Consider the following 2912-nt stretch of genomic DNA (forward strand, 5'->3'; position numbering starts at 1 on the left):
GGCCACGGGCACCGCGCCGACCGAGTGGCAGAGGTCCCAGACGGCCAGTGCGCCCGCGGCGTGGATCCGTCCCGTCGCCCCGGCCATGTCCCAGAGGTGGCCGGTGCGGTAGTTCACCTGGGTGAGCAGCACGACGGCGACGTCCTCGTCGAGAGCGGCGTCGAGGTCGTCCGGAGCGTCGATCAGCCGCAGTGAGTAGCCACGGTCGAGCAGGGCCATCAGACCCTCGACGATGTAGAGGTCGGTGGGGAAGTTCTCCCGCTCCGACACGATGACCCGGCGTGCGGGGGCGTCCTGCTGCTGGAGCCGGATCGCGGCCGAGACCGCCTTGAAGACGTTCACCGAGGTGGTGTCAGTCGCCACGCACTCGCCGGCGCCGCCTCCGATCAGCCGGCCGATCTTCTCGCCGATCCGGAGAGGCAGGGCGAACCAGTGGTTCTTGTTCCAGCTGCCGATGAGGTCGGCGCCCCACTCCCGGCTCACCACGTCGGCCGCGCGGGCGACGGCGTCGCCGGGGAGTGCGCCGAGCGAGTTGCCGTCGAGGTAGACGATGCCCTCGGGGAGGGCGAAGCGGTCGCGGAGCCCGGCGAGCGGATCGTTCCGATCGGCCTCTTCGCACTGCTCGCGGGTGATCTGGGCGGCGGCGTCCGTCATCATGGCATCCTCCTCGGTCAGGGATCCGGCGCGGTCGGCCGGGATACGGGGATCAGGATCCATGATGACGAATCGTCGGAGGAACGCCTAGGATTCCGACAGAGATCCGAGAATCCCGATGATCTACGGTGGATCGCCGGATCCATGACACTCCAGGAGGCACGATGGCGGACGGAATCCGGCTCACCCCGACGGATCGGCGGATCCTGGACGAGCTGACCAGGGACGGGCGCCTGTCGAACAAGGAGCTCGCCGTGCGCGTCGGCCTTCCCCGCTCGACCTGTCACGGGAGGGTGCGCGCGCTCGAGGAGGCCGGCGTGATCCGCGGCTATCACGCGGAGCTCGACCCGGTCGCGGCCGGCGCCGGGGTCGAGGCGCTCATCATGGTCGCCGTCAAGGAGGACGCCCGCGACCAGGTGCCCGCCATCACCGCCCGCCTTCGCACGATCCCCGGCGTGCAGCGGGTCTACCTGATCGGCGGCGTGCACGACCTCGTGATCCACGTCGCGTGCGAGAGCGTTCCGGGCCTGCGGGACTTCCTGCGCACGCACCTCGGATCCGTCCCCGCGCTCGGTCAGACCCAGACCCAGATCATCTTCGAGCAGCATCCAGGGGCGGCGGTCATCCCGTCGTGAGCAGGTCATCGCGTCGTGAGTCAGTAGGCTCCTCGCATGAGTGAGAGCGCTGCGTCGGCCGATTCCACCGCGCGGCTGCAGCACCTGATCATCACGGTCTTCGGGCGCTACGTGCGGGCGCACGGGGGAGTGATCCAGGTCTCGGACCTGATCCGGATGCTGGCGGCGCTCGGGGCCGACGCGCCTGGAGTGCGCTCGGCGGTCTCCCGGCTCAAGCGCCGAGGCGTGCTGGTCAGCGTGCGTTCCGGCGGCGCGGCGGCCTACCGCCTCGCGGATTCCCTCGAGGGGGTGTTCTCGGCCGGCGACCGCCGCATCTTCGAGGAGCGGCGCGCGCAGGCCTCGGATCCGTGGCTGCTCGCCTCCTTCAGCGTCCCCGAGCGGGAGCGCCCGCTCCGCCACCAGCTGCGCAAGCTCCTGCAGCGGCTCGGCTTCGGCCAGGTCAGCGGCGGGCTGTGGATCGCGCCGGGGCTGATCGCGGACGAGACGCGCACCGCCCTGCGTCGCGCGGAGCTGGACCGCTACGTCGAGCTCTTCCTCGGCGAGCGGGTATCGCGGGACGATCCCGCGGAGGCTGTGGGGCGCTGGTGGGACCTGCCCGCCCTCGAGCCGCTGTACCGCGGGTTCGTCGACGGCTTCGCCCCGATGATGACGCGTGAGCTGAGCGATCGTGAGGCCTTCGCCGCTCATGTCGGTGCGATCACGCAGTGGCGGCGCCTCACCTATCTGGATCCCGGGATCCCGCTGTCGTACCTGCCGGACGGATGGGTCGGTGTCGAGGCGGAGCGGCTGTTCTCCGATCTGCACCACCGGCTCGAGCCCGCCGCGGAGCGGTTCGTGTCGACCGTCCTGAGCTGACCCTCCGCGAAGATCCCCGGCCGCCGCAGGGCGCGACCCCGGGGTCTTCGTCGTGTTCGACAGTTTTGGATATTGCACTTGTGTGACGACAATCACGCATGTGACACTTCTGGGGAGAGGCCGCCGACCCCGCATCGCCGCGGGCGGCCGCGCGCACCGGACAGAGCAGAGGAGCTCCCATGACCGAGAACGAACTGCGCTGGGACCGCGTCCCGCAGGTCACCCGCAGCGGCGAGGAGGACACCCAGACGCTGTCCTCCGGCGGCTGCATCCGCGTCTCCGGGGTCGGACCCCAGCACACCGAGGCGACGAGGATCTGGTTCGGCAAGGTGTCCAACGAGCCCGGCTACCGCTCGCTGCCGCACCACCACGGCGAGGCGGAGACCGGAGGCTACGTGCTGCGCGGCAAGGGCCGCATCTACTTCGGCGAGGACTACCGCGAGTACCTCGACATGTCCGAGGGGGACTGGGTCTTCGTGCCGCCGTTCATGCCGCACGTCGAGGCCAACATGTCCACCACGGAGGAGCTCGTGTGGCTGACCACGCGGACGCCGGACAACATCGTGATCAACCTCGACGAGGTCGACGACGCGATCCTCGAGGGCTTCCGCCGCGCATGAGCGGTTCCGCGGCGTTCCTCCGGGCGATCGCCCTGACCGAGTGCGCGCCGGAGCACGCCGATCGCGCGTTCTCGGCGCAGCCGCAGCCGGTCCCTTGGCCGAAGGCCTATGGCGGCGACACCGTGGCGCAGAGCGTCGCGGCCGCGAT

The 2912-nt window shown here is 70.5% G+C and carries 3 protein-coding genes and 1 pseudogene; 3 read left to right on the plus strand and 1 reads right to left on the minus strand.

Features of this window, described 5'->3' with window-relative positions:
* Positions 1 to 717: pseudogene (locus B7X32_RS20045) on the minus strand (kynureninase); the annotation flags it as partial.
* Positions 718 to 818: 101 nt separating this feature from the next.
* On the opposite strand from B7X32_RS20045, the gene B7X32_RS20050 reads away from it, so the two are divergent.
* The 3 genes from B7X32_RS20050 (at position 819) to B7X32_RS20060 (ending at position 2764) form a co-directional block, all read left to right on the plus strand.
* Positions 819 to 1289, plus strand: a complete 471-nt coding sequence (locus B7X32_RS20050) for an Lrp/AsnC family transcriptional regulator (protein WP_292723800.1) — start codon at positions 819 to 821, stop codon at positions 1287 to 1289.
* A gap of 36 nt (positions 1290 to 1325) precedes the next feature.
* Complete coding sequence (locus tag B7X32_RS20055; RefSeq protein ID WP_292723802.1) at positions 1326 to 2144, plus strand: PaaX family transcriptional regulator C-terminal domain-containing protein; 819 nt, start codon at positions 1326 to 1328, stop codon at positions 2142 to 2144.
* 179 nt (positions 2145 to 2323) lie between these two features.
* Positions 2324 to 2764 (plus strand): cupin domain-containing protein, encoded by a 441-nt coding sequence (locus tag B7X32_RS20060; RefSeq protein ID WP_292723805.1) that lies wholly within the window; start codon positions 2324 to 2326, stop codon positions 2762 to 2764.
* Positions 2765 to 2912 lie beyond the last annotated feature (148 nt).

Source organism: Microbacterium sp. 13-71-7, assembly GCF_002257455.1.
Lineage (GTDB): Bacteria > Actinomycetota > Actinomycetes > Actinomycetales > Microbacteriaceae > Microbacterium.